Origin of the sequence: Christiangramia flava JLT2011, from assembly GCF_001951155.1 — a bacterium.
Classification (GTDB): Bacteria; Bacteroidota; Bacteroidia; order Flavobacteriales; family Flavobacteriaceae; genus Christiangramia; species Christiangramia flava.
This window is the reverse complement of sequence record NZ_CP016359.1, coordinates 799,776-814,878: the sequence shown is the minus strand read 5'-3', so window position 1 is coordinate 814,878 and position 15,103 is coordinate 799,776. Positions and strand designations below refer to the sequence as shown.

The following is a 15,103-nucleotide window of genomic DNA, read 5'->3' as shown; positions in this document are numbered from 1 at the left end:
AAGACCAAACCTTACTTAGGCTTTTCGGCTTTCAATAATTTCGGCCAAAAGCTTTTTCGCACGGAGCAGTTTTACCTTGACGTTGTTCATGGGTTCGTCGAGGCTGCGAGCGATCTCTTTATATGATTTTTCCTGAAAGAAACGCAGGTTGATCACTTCCTGGTAATGTGGTTTGAGTTGCTTGATGTCTGCCAGCAATTGCTCCAGATGTTGTTCTTTAATCAGTTTATCCTCAATGCTGGGAGTTTCATCAATAATCTGGTGAAAATGTTCCTCGTCATGACTGGTCGTCTGGGAACGGATGGAGGCTTTCTTTTTCCGGATCTGGTCTACGTGGATATTTTTGGAAATGGCGATCAGCCAGGTACTGAAAGAGTAATTTTCGTCAAAAGTGTCAATTTTATTAAAAGCCCGTGAAAAGGTTTGTATAGTGATGTCTTCCGCTTCGTATTCATTGTGTAGTTTCTTCAGCTGAAAGCCATATACGTCGTTCCAATAAAGGTCTAAAAGGAAATTGAAAGCGGTCTGACTTCCGGCTTTTGCTTCCCTGATTTTTTTCAGAAGCTGCTCAGGATCTATTTCCAATGCGTTGGTTTTGATACAAGGTTGGAGATAAATATAGTTAATTGCAAATAGATGAGAAACAGGTCGAAAAAGGGGAATAACCAAACCACATCTTTTTCATCCAGTTTGCTGGCCGCTTTGAAATATACAAAACCTTCTACCAACAGTTTGAGTGCAAGATTTGCCAGCACGATCATCGGGTAGATCTTCAACAACAGTAAGGCGATAAATACCGGCCAGAACAAGAGCCTGAAAATATAGAAAATGGCCAAAAAGAACTGGTGCTTCGGTTTGTAATGTTTGGCTACGGAAACATGTCTTTTTTTCTGTTTAATCCAAGCTGAAAATGTAGCTTTCGGGATGCTTCGGGTAATCGCATCCTTTTCGAAACAGCTGGTGGTGTTCTGGGCCGTGGCCGCTTCGTTCACGAAAAGGTCGTCATCACCGCTGCGAATTTGCAAATGGCTGGCAAAACCTTTCAGTTCATAGAACCGGGTAGAAGTATAGGCCAGATTTCGCCCCACACCCATGTACGGAGAGCCCAGCCTGGCATATGAAAAATACTGAATGGCGGTGAGGAGCGTTTCAAACCTGATCAGCTTATTCAACAGCGATTTCTTATGCCTGAAGTAGCCGCCATATCCCAGGACGATCGCAATTCCCGGCTGAAAGTTGGAACTCATGCTCCTGATCCAGTTACGGCTTTGCGGAGCACAATCGGCGTCTGTGAAAAGTAGGTGTTTAAAACGGGCTTTTTTGATACCCAGAGTTAAAGCATATTTTTTATTGGCCCAGAAAGCTTCATTGTTTTCCACGTTCACGATGCGAATCCTGGGATCGATCTGCTGGAATTCTTCCATGACGTCCAGGCTTTCATCTGTAGAAGCGTCGTTGATCACTACAATTTCGAATTCCGGGTAGTCCTGCTCGAGGATGCTCGGCAAAAAGTTCCGAAGGTTTTCGGCTTCATTCTTGGCGCAGATAATAACGGATACCGGGACTTCTGGATGGATTTTCGTTTTGCTTTCCGCCGTGGCGAAAGAGAAAAAAACGAAGAAATAAATGAGATTAACCAGTGTGATGAAGAGAAATAATCCCAGTAGAAGTGTTGCCATTCAGTCTAACTCTTCTTGGATTCTCCAGAGCAGTTTTCCATTTCATTTGGCAATTTTCCGCAAAAACTACATGGTTCTCCAGATTTGTTCAACATCGGGTTCTGGCTGGCGCAGGTTCCTGCGAATTGCCCATCTTTCTTTCCCCATATTTTGATCGCGATGCCGGCGAAGGCCAGCGCTAATAACACGATACTGATCAATAATAACTTCATAAGATTAAAATCTATGCAAAAATAAGAATAAATAGGTGTTCAGGAAAATAGGACGCGACCTTAGTATAATCTTTACACTATTTAACTAAAATTTATAGGCTTCTTAAACTCCATCATCTTAATACACAATATCTTGCGGTGTTAAACCATAAAGCTATAATTATGAAAAAGAAAATCTTATTAATGGTATTTGCATTTGGTGCACTTACTTTTGTGGCCTGTAATGATGCCAATAAAAAGGAGGATAGCGCTGAAACCGAGCAGATGGAAGCCGAAAGACAGGCCCAGATGCAGGCAGAAAAAGAAAAGATGGAATTCGAATCCAACAGTATCGCGGCTAAGGCTGCTGATACTGACAGCCTGAGTTCTCTGAATGATGCGCTGCAATCAGCTGAAATGAATGAACTGCTAACGGTTAGTGAAGGACCTTACACGGTATTCGCGCCAGATAATGCGGCGTTTTCAAAAGTTGACAAAGCTACGCTGGATACTTTAATGAAACCTGAGAATCGTGAAAAATTCGCCGGACTCCTGGAATATCATGTAGTTGAGGATAAAATCACTGCGGAAGATCTGGCTAAAAAGATCGATGGTGATGATGGGGAATATACTATCGCAACTTTAAACGGTGGTGAACTGAAAGCAACCAAAGAAGGTGATAATATAGTTCTGACAGATGAAATGGGAAATAAAGCCACGATCGTTAAAACCGATATCGAAGCTTCGAACGGGATCATCCATATTATCGATGCCGTAGTCATGCCAAAATCTGAAGATACAGAGATTTAAAAACTGAAAATACAAGAAATAAAAAAGGGAATGACTACAATCATTCCCTTTTTTACTAAATAATATTGACTTCCGGTTCCAGCTCAATATGAAATTTCCGGTGGACATCGTGCTGCACCTTTCTTGCCAGTTCCAATATTTCGTTCCCGGTAGCCTTCCCGTAATTTACCAGCACCAGGGCCTGTTTTTCATGAACTCCGGCATCGCCCTCGCGGTATCCTTTTAGCCCGGCCTGGTCAATAAGCCAGCCTGCGGGAACTTTTACTTCTTCCTCTGAAATTTTATAACATGGCAGCTCTGGCCATTCTTCTTTAATCTTGTTGTAAGTTTTCAGCGAAATCACCGGATTCTTAAAAAAACTACCGCTATTCCCGATTTTTGCAGGATCGGGTAATTTTGATCTTCTGATTTTGATCACCGCTTCGGAAATATCCTGGATGCTGGGTTCTTCAATTCCCGCAGCATCTAGTTCCGCCTGGATCGCTCCATATTCTGAATGGATCCTGTGATTTTTTTTGCTCAGATGAAATTGAACCGACGTAATGATGAACTGGTGTTTCAGTTGATTTTTAAATACTGAATTTCGATAGCCAAAATCACAGTCTTCCAGGTTGAACCTTATCACTTCCAGTGTCTGCACGTTCATAGCCTCGCAGCTCACAAAACAATCTTTAAGTTCCACGCCGTAAGCCCCGATATTCTGAATAGGAGAGGTGCCTACATTTCCCGGGATAAGGGACATATTTTCCAGTCCGCCATAATCCTGGCTTAAGGTCCATCGCACGAAATCGTGCCAGTTCTCTCCGCCGGCGCCTTCAACGATTACTTCCTCTTCGGTCTGGCTTATGATTTTCTTCCCGGTTAGCGAAATATGCACAACCGTTTTTTGAATATCATGAGTTAATAGCATATTGCTTCCGCCGCCCAGAATAAAAAGATCATCTGCATAAGTTCTCCTAAGAACAGTCTTCAGCTCCTCAATGCTGGTCACTGAGACGAACCTTTCGGCTTTGACGTCAATTCCGAAGGTATTATAATTTTTCAGAGAGAAATTCTGCAGTAGCTGCATGCACCTAATTGTTGTATTTCTGTAAGGCTTTTTCTAATATTTCGATGGACCTGCTGAGGTCTTCTTTCTTCAGTACATAGGCGATTCGAACCTGGTTCTTGCCAGTATCTGGCGTAGAATAGAATCCGGCAGCCGGTGCGACCATCACAGTTTCTCCCTGATCATCAAAATCTTCGAGTAACCATTGCGCAAAGTCATCAGCATCTTCAACAGGAAGCTCTGCTATGCAGTAAAATGCTCCTCTTGGTGTCGCCACTTTAACGCCTTCGATCTTTTCAAGCCCTTCCACGAGGATATTTCTACGAAGTGTATATTCTTCGATGACTTCATCAAAATAAGATTGTGGAGTATCGAGTGCTGCTTCACTGGCGATCTGAGCAAAAGTTGGCGGGCTCAGTCTAGCCTGTGCAAATTTCATGGCCGTTTTCATCACCTCTTCATTTTTGGAAACGAGGCAGCCAATTCGAGCTCCACACATGCTGTATCGCTTGGAAACCGAGTCTACCATAATGGCATTTTCAGCAAGTTCTGGAAGGCTCATGATGGAATGATGCTCGGCACCTTCGTAGGCGAATTCCCTGTAAACTTCGTCTGAAACGATGAAAAGATCATGTTTTAGGGCAAGATCGGCGAGTTTTTTAACCTCTTCCTTCGTGTACAGGTAGCCCGTTGGGTTCCCTGGGTTGCAGATGAGGATCGCCCTGGTCTTATCCGTAATCAGTTTTTCGAATTCTTCAATAGGAGGCAGTGCGAAATTTGTGTCTATAGAAGCCTGGATTGGTTTTATGCTTACTCCTGAAGCTGTAGCAAAACCATTGTAATTGGCATAAAATGGCTCAGGAATGATAACTTCGTCACCAGGATCGGTTATGCCACCCATGGCAAAAAGCAACGCTTCAGAACCACCAGTGGTAATGATGATGTCCTTAGGTTCTACCGGGAGCCCCGTATTTTTATAATAGCCTGCGAGTTTGTTGCGGTAACTTTCAAAACCTGCGGAATGGCTGTAGGAAAGCACTTCGATCGAGTGGTTTCTAATAGCGTCGAGGGCTTTTTCAGGAGTTTTGATATCTGGCTGACCAATGTTCAGCTGGTAGATCTTTTTTCCCTTTTTAACCGCTGCTTCAGCGAATGGTACGAGTTTTCTGATAGGAGATTCGGGCATTTGCAACCCTTTGTTTGAAATCTTCGGCATAGCTTGTCATTTACAGGTTGCAAAATTGCAAAAATTAAAGCATAAATTGATGAGGTGTGGCAGGAATATCAGCAAAATTTTGACAGAATCTCAGGAAAATAAAAAAGCCTCCATTTCTGAAGGCTTTCAAGTAATTTTTCCGAAAGAGTTATCGTGTGCTGTCTTTAGTAGCAGTTTCAGTAGCCGCTGCGAGCACTGTTCCTTTTACCTTCAGCGCTTTTACTGGTTCATCAGTATTTGAATACACCGTCACCGTTTTACGGATAGGGCCTACTCTCGAAGTATCATATTTAATTTCGATCTTTCCTGTTTCTCCTGGTAAAATGGGCGCATCAGGTTTTTTGGGAACCGTACAGCCACAGCTGGATTTTACGTCCTTGATCACTAAAGGAGCATCACCGGTATTGGTAAATTCAAAATAACCAATCCCATCACTTCCTTTTTGTATTTCGCCATAATCAAAGGTTTCCGACTTGAATTCCATTTTAGCCGCTTTCTGGGCCTGCGCGCTTGCCAGTCCCACAACCATGAAAATAGCGATTGCAATAAACTTTTTCATAATGATGATAATTTAAGCAGAACTGTAAAGATAAACCTAAATCTTGATATTTTAATCGTTTCGGCAACTTTCATAATCCTGCATTAATATTTACTTTTGCCAATATTTCAAAAACTAGACCAAGAAATGGCAATTGCTTCCCAATATAGTTCAAAACAAGTAGAGGATAAGTGGTATGACTACTGGATGAAAAATAACTATTTTCATTCTGAAGTAGATGAACGAGAACCTTATACCATCGTGATCCCGCCACCAAACGTTACCGGTGTGCTGCATATGGGGCACATGTTGAACAATACGATACAGGATGTTTTGGTGCGAAAAGCGCGTTTGCAGGGGTATAATGCCTGCTGGGTGCCGGGAACCGATCATGCTTCGATCGCTACGGAAGCTAAAGTGGTTGCCAAATTACGAGACGAAGGCATCAATAAGGCCGATTTGAGCCGTGAGGATTTTCTACAGCATGCCTGGGATTGGACGCATAAACACGGCGGAATTATTCTTCAGCAGCTGAAGAAACTCGGAGCTTCCTGTGACTGGGAACGTACCAAATTCACGATGGACGATGATATGTCGGCCTCTGTAATTCGAGTTTTTGTAGATCTGTATAAAAAAGGACTGATCTACCGCGGTTACCGAATGGTGAACTGGGATCCTCAGGCAAAAACCACGCTTTCTGATGAAGAAGTGAATTATGAAGAGCGAAATGGAAAATTGTATTTTCTGAATTATCAGATCGAAGGTTCCGATGAAAAAGTGACTATTGCCACAACGCGCCCTGAAACGATTTTGGGAGATACCGCTGTTTGTATCAACCCAAATGATGAGCGTTTTGAGCATTTGAAAGGTAAAAAAGTGATCGTGCCCATTTGTAACCGAAGCATTCCCATCATTGAAGATGAGTATGTGGATATGGAATTCGGGACAGGTTGTCTAAAGGTGACACCAGCACACGATGAGAATGATAAAATGCTGGGAGAAAAGCATAACCTGGAGGTGATCGATATTTTTAATGATGACGCTACGCTGAATGCTGCCGGGTTGCATTATGAAGGCAAAGATCGCTTCGTGGTACGGGCAGAGATCGTGGAAGAACTGGAACTTTCTGGTCATGTTGCCAAAGTGGAAGATTATACCAACAAGGTGGGAACCAGTGAACGAACCGGTGCGGTTATAGAACCGAAACTCAGTGACCAGTGGTTCCTGAAAATGAAAGATATGGCCGAGCCGGCTTTAAAAGCCGTTTTGGAAAAAGACGTGAACCTGGTTCCTGAAAAGTTCCTAAATACGTATCGTCACTGGATGGAAAACGTGCGGGATTGGAATATTTCGCGCCAATTATGGTGGGGTCACCAGATTCCCGCCTATTATTACGGTGAAGGAAAAAATGATTTCGTGGTAGCTGAAAACCTGGAAGAAGCGGTGAAATTAGCTGCGGAAGCTTCAGGAAACAGCGCCATCACTGCGGAAGATCTTACTCAGGATAAAGATGTGCTCGATACCTGGTTTTCTTCCTGGTTATGGCCCATGAGTGTCTTCAACGGTATCCTTGAGCCTGAAAATAAGGAAATTCAGTACTATTATCCAACCAATGACCTGGTAACCGCGCCGGAGATTCTTTTCTTCTGGGTAGCGAGAATGATCATGGCCGGTTATGAATATCGTGGCGAAAGACCATTTAAAAATGTGTATCTCACCGGGATCGTTCGCGATAAGCAGCGCAGGAAAATGTCCAAATCTTTGGGTAATTCGCCAGATCCTATTGAGTTGATCGGGCAATATGGTGCAGATGGCGTTCGTGTTGGAATGCTGCTGAGTTCTCCGGCCGGTAACGACCTGATGTTCGATGAGGACCTGTGCAAGCAGGGGAGCGGGTTTGTGAATAAGATATGGAACGCTTTCAGGCTGGTGAAAGGCTGGGAAGTATCCGAAGCGGCGGAACAGCCGGAAACTGCGCAGAAAGCCATTGCCTGGTACCGGGCAAAGTTTCAGCTCAGTTTGAGAGAAATTGAAGATCATTTTTCAAAATACCGAATCAGTGATGCGCTCATGACGACCTACAAACTGGTTTGGGATGATTACTGCAGCTGGTTCCTGGAGATGGTAAAACCGGGTTACGGCGAGCCGATGGATGTTAAAACCTATAACGAGGTGATCGCAATCCTGGAAGATAACCTGAAGATTTTACACCCTTTTGTGCCTTTTGTTTCTGAAGAAATCTGGCAGAATATTACCGGGCGTTCTTCGGAAGAAGCGCTGATCATTTCAAAGTGGCCTGAAAAAGTGACTTTTGAGGAGTCATTGATCCGGGAATTTTCGTTTGCTTCGGAAGTGATTTCAGGCGTTCGAAAGATCCGTAAAGACAAGAATATCTCTTTTAAGAATGAGATTGCATTGAGCGTGATGAACAACGAAAATGTTTCGGAAGCTTTTGACAGCGTGATCGCGAAAATGGGGAATATTTCAGAATTAAATTATGTGGATAATTCGGTTGAGGGAGCATTAACCTTCCGCGTAAAATCAAATGAATATTACATTCCTGCAGACGGCGCGATCGATATGGAAGCGGAAAAGCAAAAACTGGAAGAAGAGCTGAAGTATACTGAAGGTTTTCTGGAATCAGTAGAAAAGAAACTATCGAACGAGCGCTTTGTGAATAACGCTCCGGAAAAGGTGGTAGCGATCGAAAAAGCTAAAAAAGCTGACGCGGAGGCGAAAATAGAAGCCTTGAAGGCGAGCCTGAAGAACCTGGGATAGAAAAACTAATCTGTAAAATTAAAAAGAGAGCTTGATCGCTCTCTTTTTTTATTCCGGGATAGAGCCTATGAGGCTTTCTACCATTTCTATATATTTTTCTCGTGCTTCTTCCTTCGTCATGTCTTTTACCTGCACCAGGGCGTTCATCTTGAAAGCTCCTTTCAGGTCACCTTCATTAGATGGGGGTATATAGAACCCATTTTTCTCCGTAGCTCTTTTGTAAAGCGCATAGAAGTGCAGCAATACATCTGGTGGAAACTGCCTGTTGGTCGTGCTGGCAAGTTCATGCGCACGCTGCAGTTTATCATTCAATTCTTCGGCCATTTCCTCTTAAGAGGCGACATCAGCGATCACGGTGATGCCTCCTTTCACTTTTTGATTAATCTCCACATTTACTTCAGTGCCAACGGGTAGGAACACGTCCACACGACTTCCGAATTTGATGAAACCGCTGTCGCTTCCTTGGGCAACCGTAGCGCCTACTTCAGCATAATTCACGATACGCTTGGCCATAGCGCCGGCGATTTGCCGGTACATGATCTCGCCCACGCGCTCGTTTTTCACAACCACCGTGGTTCTTTCGTTTTCCTCGCTGGACTTTGGGTGCCAGGCGACAAGAAATTTTCCCGGGTGGTATTTGCTGTAAGTCACCTCACCTCCAATGGGATGGCGGGTAACATGAACATTGATTGGGGACATGAAAACCGAAACCTGAATTCGGTTGTCTTTGAAATATTCTTTTTCGTAAACTTCTTCTATCACCACTACTTTTCCGTCTACCGGTGCGATTATGTGATTGTCATTCTGAAGCGTGTTTCTTTTGGGATTCCTGAAAAACTGAACGATCAGGAAAAACAATACCACTGAAACTGCCAGAATCGCAAAGCGTAACCAGTAGGTATTTATTAAACTGTACGATAGCAGATTTATTGCGATAAGTACTATCGCAGTAACAGTCATGATTTTGTATCCTTCCTTATGAAACATAATTCAACAAATATAAATAAGCATATACAAACGGACTGGCAAATATAATACTATCCAGCCTGTCAAACAATCCGCCGTGACCTGGCATGAGGCTTCCGCTGTCTTTTACACCGGCCTGGCGTTTGAATTTGGACTGGATCAGGTCGCCAAGCGTTCCGAAAATGCTCAGGATAATGGCGAGGCCTATCCAGGTAATTGCATCGAACATCCGGCCGTAATACCAGATGACAAAGCCCATGGCTACGCTGGCCACGAAACCGCCCATAAAACCTTCGATTGTTTTATTAGGCGAAATTTTTTCATACAGTTTGTGTTTTCCGAAGTTCTTTCCTATTAAAAAAGCAAAAGTGTCATTGGTCCAGATAAGCAGGAAAATCCCAATGATGAGCCTCGGAATAAAAATTCCTTCAATAGTTGGAATAAGCGTTAAAAAGATGGTAGAAGAAATGAGGTAAAAGATGATGATAATGTATTTCTTCTTTTCAAAAACCGGGATTTTTTTTACGATTATAAGGTCCTTTACCAGGAAAAGGTTGACGAAAATAGTAATGAAAAGCAGTAAAATCGTAGCGTCCTGATTAAATTTCAGGAAACTGAAAAGATAGAACAGTACGGCCTGCAACACGTAGAGCGCATAGCTTTTCAATCTCAGTAATTTTTGCATTTCCACCAGGCAAACAAGGCTCAGCAGGTAAAACAGCAAAATAAAGATTAATTCTGAAGATAGGATCGAGGCTACCAATATGGAAATATACAGTAAGCCTGAAATAGTGCGAATGACGGTCTCCCTCATAAATTAAAGATCTTCCAGCAGCAACAAATATAGGTTTTTTGTACTACTTCCATAGGTCATGAAATCATTCTCCTTTTGGGTTTCAAAATTCTTGATGGTCGTAATATTGGAAGGGATTTGTTGCTTGTTCTTGAATTTGATCCCTCTAAGGCCTTCGCCAATAGTGTCAATTAACTGACTTGTAGATGATAAAATGATGAAATTAGGCGGAAGTTCATGCAGTTTTCGTTCTTTGATCTGGTTTGAGGAAATCAAGATAGAACCATCATTGGCAACCAGGTATTCACAGGTGCAAAGAAAGAATTCGGCATTTGCAGATTTGTTGAAATCTAAATTATAAGAACTGAATTTATCTTTAAGGTTTGGATCGAAACAACAGCATTCCTTTTCGTACCAGTCATTTTCCAGCAGGATGTTATCAAAGGCATCCTGGATTTCCTCATCATTGATACAATACAGAAACTTTCCCCCGTTATTCTTGAAATTCATCATAAATCGCTCGTCTGTAGGGAGTTTTACCTCTGGCATATACTTTCCCCGCTCAGCGTTTTCAGGAAGATCCTGGTTTTCGTCTGATTTTGACTTTGGATTAAGGAATCTCTTAAATAGATTCATAGAGTTTTGGGTCTGGTTCTTACTGTCATTTTATCAAATTTAAAAAATCTGGAATTAACAAAAGTTCAATTCCAAATTTTTTAAATCGATTTCTACACTATTTATTAACCGAATCGTTTTCGGTCAATTTTCCCTCTGCATTATCAGTTCCTTCCGGAGTGGCGTCTACCTTTTCGCTATTCCCGGAATTATCCAGTCTGGAATGTTCTCTCACTGGTTTTCCTTCTTCCTGCTCTTTTTCGTGCGGTCTTTTTCCGAAGATCTTCTCCAGATCATCCTTGAAGATCACTTCTTTGTCCAGAAGAATTTCTGCCAGTTGAGTAAGTTTGTCTTTATTATGATCCAACAGGTCAATCGCTCTTTGATACTGGGTTTCGATAAGATTCGAAATTTCCTTGTCGATCAATTCGGAAGTTTTCTCACTATAAGGTTTGGTGAAATTGTATTCGCTCTGGCCTGAAGAATCGTAGTACGTAAGGTTTCCTACCACATCATTAAGACCATAGATGGTGACCATCGCTCGTGCCTGTTTGGTTACTTTCTCCAGATCGCTCAGGGCACCCGTCGAGATTTTATCAAAAATTACCTTTTCAGCAGCACGTCCTCCAAGAGCGGCACACATTTCATCCAGCATCTGTTCAGGGCGAACGATCAGGCGTTCTTCCGGTAGATACCAGGCGGCACCAAGAGATTGACCGCGAGGAACGATCGTTACTTTTACAAGAGGCGCAGCATGCTCCAGCATCCAGCTTACAGTTGCGTGACCAGCTTCGTGAAAGGCGATTGCTTTTTTCTCGTCGGGAGTGATGATCTTATTCTTTTTCTCAAGACCTCCAACAATACGGTCTACCGCATCCAGGAAATCTTGTTTTCCAACGGCCTTGTTGCCTTTTCTGGCAGCAATAAGGGCTGCTTCGTTACACACATTTGCAATATCAGCTCCGGAAAAACCTGGAGTTTGCTTGGCCAGGAATTCGATATCCAACTCATCTGAAACTTTTTTCAGGGGCTTCAGGTGAACTTCGAAAATTTCTTTTCTTTCATTAAGATCTGGTAGATCCACGTAGATCTGGCGGTCAAAACGCCCGGCACGCATCAGAGCTTTATCCAGTACATCTGCACGGTTGGTAGCGGCGATCACGATCACGTTCGTGTTCGTCCCGAAACCATCCATTTCAGTCAATAACTGGTTCAACGTGTTTTCGCGCTCGTCATTAGAACCTGAAAAATTGCTTTTTCCACGGGCCCGACCAATCGCATCGATCTCATCAATGAAGATAATAGACGGTGATTTTTCTTTGGCCTGCTTGAAAAGGTCGCGAACCCTGGAAGCTCCAACACCCACAAACATTTCTACGAAATCTGATCCCGAAAGCGAGAAGAACGGAACTTTCGCTTCACCTGCAACTGCTTTCGCTAAAAGGGTTTTACCGGTTCCCGGAGGTCCTACTAAAAGAGCTCCTTTCGGAATTTTACCACCAAGAGCGGTATATTTTTCAGGTTGTTTAAGGAAATCAACGATCTCCTGTACTTCTTCTTTCGCGCCTTCAAGCCCCGCAACATCTTTAAAAGAGGTCTTTACATCGGTATTCTGGTCAAATAATTTAGCTTTTGATTTCCCGATATTAAAGATTTGCCCGCCAGCTCCACCGCCGGCACCAGAACTCATTTTCCGCATGATAAAGATCCAGACACCAATGATCAGGATGAACGGAAGCAGGGACCAGAAAAGTTCACTCAACAGGTCGCTGGACTGGTCGTATGTAACGACAGTGTCCAGGTTGCCTTCTTCGATGGCATTATTCAGTTTGGGCTGAAAAACTTCCAGGCTACCAAACTGGAAACTGTACGAAGGGGTATCACCAGTAGGGAAAATTTCGGGTTCTGTGTGACCTTTGTGTTCCTTTTTCTGCTTAGCCTCGTCGGTTAAATATACTTTCGCAACGCTGTTGTTGATGATCTCAACTTTTTTTACGTCGCCATCTTTCAGGAATTGAAAGAATTCAGCCGGATTGGTCTTTGCTGGTTCAGAAAAACCATTTCCGCTGAAAAAGTTAATTCCTAAAAATATAATGATGATCGCAGCATAAATCCAGTATGCGCTGAATTTAGGCTTTTTGGGATCTAATTTCTTCTTTGAATTTGTCGCCATTCTATCGTGCTAAAAATTTAGATTTTAATAACTGGTTTCTATGGAAGTGATTTTGGCATCACCCCACAGGCTTTCAATATCGTAAAATTCCCTGATATGTTTCTGGAAGACGTGAACCACCACGTTCACATAGTCTATTAAAACCCATTCGGCATTTTCGCTGCCCTCCACATGCCAGGGTTTGTCTTTCAGGTTTTTACTAACGGTTTTTTGGATGGAATTTACTATGGCGTTTACCTGAGTGTTGGAGGTTCCGTTACAGATAATAAAATAATCACAAACTGTGTTTTCAATTTCTCTAAGGTCCAGGATATCAATGTCATTTCCCTTTACTTCCTCTATCCCTTTGATGATATGTGCAATAAGTTGATCGCTACTCGTTTCCTTTTTTGCCATTAAATTTATTTATTTTCGCAAATTTACCATTTTTTGCGCTCAATTAAGAGTTTGTAATGCAAGTTTTAATCGCCAAATCTGTTAGTCGTACTCCATGCGTATAATCAAAGTTGATGCCATTGACTCCACGAATACCTTTGTCAGGAAATTCTATGCGGGTACTTCAGAATTTGAACCGGTGTGCGTCACGGCTCGTCTGCAGCTGCAGGGACGAGGCCAGAGAGGCGCTATATGGAAGTCGGAAGCTGGGAAAAACCTTACATTCAGCATTCTTTATCCTCATCAGAAACTGGAAATTTCCAGGCATTTTCTGCTCAGCGCGCAAGTCGCCCTTTCCATCCTGAAGGTGCTCAAAGAGCTTCAGGTACCCCGGCTTTCGGTAAAATGGCCAAACGACATTCTGTCAGCCAATAAAAAAATCGGCGGGATTTTGATCGAAAATATTTTGAATAGCGATGGGATCGTGGCCAGTGTGATCGGGATCGGGCTCAATGTGAATCAGGTGGATTTTGGGGAATTCGGGAATGCCGGTTCGCTCTGTTCAGTCTCCGGAAAAACTTTTGATCTTGATGAACTGCTGAAGAATTTGCTGCAACAAATCGAAAATGATCTGCAGGAATTGCCGAAACGCCGCAAAGCTGAAATCCTGGAAGATTATGAAGATAAAATGTTTCGAATAGACCAGGTGAGCGTTTTCAGGCTTTTCAAAACAAATAAAGAGGTAAACGGAATTATTCGCGGTGTTTCCGGAGAAGGGAAATTGCAGCTGGAACTGGAAGATCTCGGATTGCTGGAATTCGATCTGAAAGAGGTGCAGTTGCTGTATTAAAAAAGGCCGGATAACCGGCCTGATATCTATAATTTTGATGCGTTCCCTGCCAGGGTGGCAATGAATTTCTTCAGCGGCCCTTTGATCATCATACTCATCATCGGGTTGAAATTTCCTTCGAATTCTAAATGAACCTGACTCTGATCTTCCTGAACCGGGGCCACGAAAATATCCAGGCTGAACGGGAATTTTTCAGCAGTAGAGCCTAAACGAACCAATTCGGGTCGCTTGGTTTCCACGATCTTTAGCCTGATTTCCGGCATTCCTTTCAGCTGGAAGAGAAACGTGTCTTCGCTCAGCGTTTCAAATTTTTCGGTGCTCTCGGGCATCAATTGTTTGTAATTGTGCACGTCAGTAAGAAAATCAAACATTTCTTCCTGACTTTTTGAGGTCGTTACTTTTTCGCTTTCTAATTTCATGATTCTGGTGTCCAGTTGGCCGGATCTTCTCGCCATTTTCTCAAAACCCCGGCTTCGTTCATACTAATATAATTGGTCTTTTGTGCAGTTTCGATCAAGTGTTCGTAATCACTCAGCGTGAAAACATCTACACCTGCTTCCTTGATATTGTCATCAGCGGCCTGGAAACCATATGTAAAGATCGCAAACATGCCTTTGACATTCGCTCCGGCTTCTTCCAGGGCTTTGACGGCATTCAGCGAACTTTTTCCTGTGCTTATAAGATCTTCGATCACCACCACGGTTTGTCCCTCTTCCAGGTTGCCTTCGATCTGGTTTTTTCTGCCATGCCCTTTCGGTTCTGGTCGAACATACGCAAAAGGGAGGCTCAGGTATTCTGCCACCAGCATCCCAATGCCTATGGCACCCGTGGCAACTCCCGCGATCACATCTGGTTTACCATATTTTTCCTCGATCTGTTTGGCAAAATGCTCTCTAACATAATTGCGGATCATAGGGTAGGAAAGCACGATGCGATTATCACAGTAAATCGGAGATTTCCAGCCGCTGGCCCACGTAAAGGGCTCTTGTGGTTCTAATTTTATTGCTTTAATTTGCAACAAAAGTTCAGCGGTCTTTTTCGCTGTTTCTTTATTCAAAATCATAGCTGCAA

17 protein-coding genes are annotated in these 15,103 nt (G+C 43.0%); 3 read left to right on the top strand and 14 right to left on the bottom strand.

Features of this window, described 5'->3' with window-relative positions; translation table 11 throughout:
• Nucleotides 1-15: 15 nt before the first annotated feature.
• Genes GRFL_RS03275 through GRFL_RS03265 form a run of 3 tightly spaced genes read right to left on the bottom strand, consistent with a single transcriptional unit; the run spans nt 16 to nt 1,891 of the window.
• A complete protein-coding gene (locus tag GRFL_RS03275; RefSeq protein ID WP_169833967.1) occupies nt 16-585 on the bottom strand; it encodes an RNA polymerase sigma factor in 570 nt (189 codons plus the stop codon).
• Entirely contained in the window at nt 576-1,679 is a 1,104-nt protein-coding gene (locus tag GRFL_RS03270) for a glycosyltransferase (protein WP_083643273.1), read from the bottom strand. The genes GRFL_RS03275 and GRFL_RS03270 overlap by 10 nt, the downstream gene beginning before the upstream one ends.
• A gap of 5 nt (nt 1,680-1,684) precedes the next feature.
• On the bottom strand, nt 1,685-1,891 hold the full coding sequence (locus tag GRFL_RS03265) for a membrane or secreted protein (RefSeq protein ID WP_083643272.1): 207 nt from the start codon (nt 1,889-1,891) through the stop codon (nt 1,685-1,687).
• A gap of 162 nt (nt 1,892-2,053) precedes the next feature.
• Here GRFL_RS03265 and GRFL_RS03260 point away from each other — a divergent pair, with 162 nt between their 5' ends.
• Entirely contained in the window at nt 2,054-2,680 is a 627-nt protein-coding gene (locus GRFL_RS03260; protein WP_083643271.1) for a fasciclin domain-containing protein, read from the top strand.
• Between the two features lie 55 nt (nt 2,681-2,735).
• Here the strand turns inward: GRFL_RS03260 and murB are convergent, their stop codons facing one another.
• The 3 genes from murB to GRFL_RS03245 all read right to left on the bottom strand — a co-directional run bounded on the left by murB (nt 2,736) and on the right by GRFL_RS03245 (nt 5,503).
• Nucleotides 2,736-3,749 (bottom strand): UDP-N-acetylmuramate dehydrogenase, encoded by a 1,014-nt coding sequence (murB, locus tag GRFL_RS03255; RefSeq protein WP_083643270.1) that lies wholly within the window; start codon nt 3,747-3,749, stop codon nt 2,736-2,738.
• A gap of 4 nt (nt 3,750-3,753) precedes the next feature.
• On the bottom strand, nt 3,754-4,944 hold the full coding sequence (locus GRFL_RS03250) for a pyridoxal phosphate-dependent aminotransferase (protein ID WP_083643269.1): 1,191 nt from the start codon (nt 4,942-4,944) through the stop codon (nt 3,754-3,756).
• A gap of 148 nt (nt 4,945-5,092) precedes the next feature.
• Complete coding sequence (locus tag GRFL_RS03245) at nt 5,093-5,503, bottom strand: DUF1573 domain-containing protein (RefSeq protein WP_083643268.1); 411 nt, start codon at nt 5,501-5,503, stop codon at nt 5,093-5,095.
• A gap of 126 nt (nt 5,504-5,629) precedes the next feature.
• On the opposite strand from GRFL_RS03245, the gene GRFL_RS03240 reads away from it, so the two are divergent.
• Complete coding sequence (locus GRFL_RS03240; RefSeq protein ID WP_083643267.1) at nt 5,630-8,260, top strand: valine--tRNA ligase; 2,631 nt, start codon at nt 5,630-5,632, stop codon at nt 8,258-8,260.
• Nucleotides 8,261-8,308: 48 nt separating this feature from the next.
• Here GRFL_RS03240 and GRFL_RS03235 read toward each other — a convergent pair whose 3' ends face one another.
• From GRFL_RS03235 to rsfS, 6 genes are all read right to left on the bottom strand, one after another.
• Nucleotides 8,309-8,584 carry an acyl-CoA-binding protein gene (locus tag GRFL_RS03235; RefSeq protein ID WP_083643266.1) on the bottom strand — a complete coding sequence of 92 codons (276 nt, stop codon included), beginning with the start codon at nt 8,582-8,584 and terminating at the stop codon, nt 8,309-8,311.
• A 6-nt stretch (nt 8,585-8,590) separates the two neighbouring features.
• Nucleotides 8,591-9,247, bottom strand: a complete 657-nt coding sequence (locus GRFL_RS03230; protein WP_083643265.1) for a phosphatidylserine decarboxylase family protein — start codon at nt 9,245-9,247, stop codon at nt 8,591-8,593.
• Complete coding sequence (locus GRFL_RS03225; RefSeq protein WP_083643264.1) at nt 9,237-10,040, bottom strand: phosphatidate cytidylyltransferase; 804 nt, start codon at nt 10,038-10,040, stop codon at nt 9,237-9,239. Before GRFL_RS03225 ends, GRFL_RS03230 begins: the two co-directional genes overlap by 11 nt.
• Nucleotides 10,041-10,043: 3 nt before the next feature.
• Complete coding sequence (locus GRFL_RS03220) at nt 10,044-10,655, bottom strand: LUD domain-containing protein (protein ID WP_083643263.1); 612 nt, start codon at nt 10,653-10,655, stop codon at nt 10,044-10,046.
• Nucleotides 10,656-10,752: 97 nt separating this feature from the next.
• Complete coding sequence (gene ftsH, locus GRFL_RS03215) at nt 10,753-12,807, bottom strand: ATP-dependent zinc metalloprotease FtsH (protein ID WP_083643262.1); 2,055 nt, start codon at nt 12,805-12,807, stop codon at nt 10,753-10,755.
• Between the two features lie 24 nt (nt 12,808-12,831).
• Nucleotides 12,832-13,203, bottom strand: a complete 372-nt coding sequence (gene rsfS, locus GRFL_RS03210; protein WP_083643261.1) for a ribosome silencing factor — start codon at nt 13,201-13,203, stop codon at nt 12,832-12,834.
• Nucleotides 13,204-13,297: 94 nt separating this feature from the next.
• On the opposite strand from rsfS, the gene GRFL_RS03205 reads away from it, so the two are divergent.
• Nucleotides 13,298-14,032 (top strand): biotin--[acetyl-CoA-carboxylase] ligase, encoded by a 735-nt coding sequence (locus tag GRFL_RS03205; RefSeq protein ID WP_083643260.1) that lies wholly within the window; start codon nt 13,298-13,300, stop codon nt 14,030-14,032.
• Between the two features lie 26 nt (nt 14,033-14,058).
• Here GRFL_RS03205 and GRFL_RS03200 read toward each other — a convergent pair whose 3' ends face one another.
• On the bottom strand, nt 14,059-14,451 hold the full coding sequence (locus GRFL_RS03200) for an SRPBCC family protein (RefSeq protein WP_083643259.1): 393 nt from the start codon (nt 14,449-14,451) through the stop codon (nt 14,059-14,061).
• Nucleotides 14,448-15,095 (bottom strand): orotate phosphoribosyltransferase, encoded by a 648-nt coding sequence (gene pyrE, locus GRFL_RS03195; RefSeq protein WP_083643258.1) that lies wholly within the window; start codon nt 15,093-15,095, stop codon nt 14,448-14,450. Before pyrE ends, GRFL_RS03200 begins: the two co-directional genes overlap by 4 nt.
• Nucleotides 15,096-15,103: the final 8 nt, after the last annotated feature.